The 1,147-nt window shown below is 67.7% G+C and carries 1 protein-coding gene; it reads right to left on the bottom strand.

Annotation, left to right across the window (positions count from 1 at the left end):
- Positions 1-1,147: ammonium transporter (locus AC1DOC_RS34515; RefSeq protein WP_478131688.1), on the bottom strand; the 1,147-nt coding region annotated here is incomplete at both ends.

The following is a 1,147-nucleotide window of genomic DNA, read 5'->3' as shown; positions in this document are numbered from 1 at the left end:
GGTGAGCAGCGCGCCGACGATACCGCCGACACCGTGCACGCCGAACACGTCGAGCGAGTCGTCCGCGCCGAGCAGCTTCTTGAGGCCGTTGACGCCCCAGAGGCAGGCGAAGCCGGCGATGAAGCCGATGATGATCGCGCCCATCAGGCCGACGTTGCCGGCGGCCGGGGTGATGGCCACCAGGCCTGCCACGGCGCCCGAAGCGGCGCCCAGCATCGAGGCCTTGCCGCGCATCAGCGCTTCACCGATGCACCATGCGAGCACGGCAGCGGCCGTGGCGGTGAAGGTGTTCATGAAGGCGAGCACGGCGCTGGTGCCGGCTTCCAGGGCCGAACCGGCGTTGAAGCCGAACCAGCCGACCCACAGCAGCGAAGCGCCGACCATGGTGAGCGTGAGCGAGTGCGGCGTGAAGGCTTCCTTGCCGTAGCCCACGCGCTTGCCGATCACGAAGGCGCCCACCAGGCCCGCCACGGCGGCGTTGATGTGCACCACGGTGCCGCCCGCGAAGTCGAGCGCGCCCCACTGCCAGATCAGGCCGGCCTTGGCGTTCTGTGCGTCCACCACGTTGGCGGCGGTGTAGGCGTCCGGGCCCATCCAGAACCAGACCATGTGCGCGAGCGGCGCATAGCTGAAGGTGAACCAGATCACCATGAACAGCAGCACGGCCGAGAACTTGGCGCGTTCCGCGAAGGCACCCACGATCAGGCAGCAGGTGATGCCGGCGAAGGTGGCCTGGAAGGCGGCGAACAGCAGCTCGGGGATGTAGACGCCCTTGCTGAAGGTGGCGCCGGGCGCGAACACGCCGGTGGCCGGATCGAAGATCCCCTTCATGAAGAGCCGGTCGAATCCGCCGAAGAAGGCGTTCCCCTCGGTGAACGCGAGGCTGTAGCCATAGATGAGCCACAGCACCACGATCATCGAGAAGGTGACCATCACCTGCATCAGCACCGACAGCATGTTCTTGCTGCGTACCAGGCCGCCGTAGAACAGCGCCAGGCCGGGAACGGTCATCATGATGACGAGCAGCGTGGACAGCATCATCCAGCTGGTGTCACCCTTGTTGAAGGAAGGAGCGGCAGGCGCCGCGGCGGGCGCTGCTTCGGCAGCCGCAGCGGGTGCGGCGGCAGCCGGAGCGGCCGCAGGTGCC

Source organism: Variovorax sp. 01T439_2 (assembly GCF_056398445.1).
Note: the sequence above shows the minus strand (reverse complement) of the source record. Positions and strands in the feature narration are given on the sequence as shown.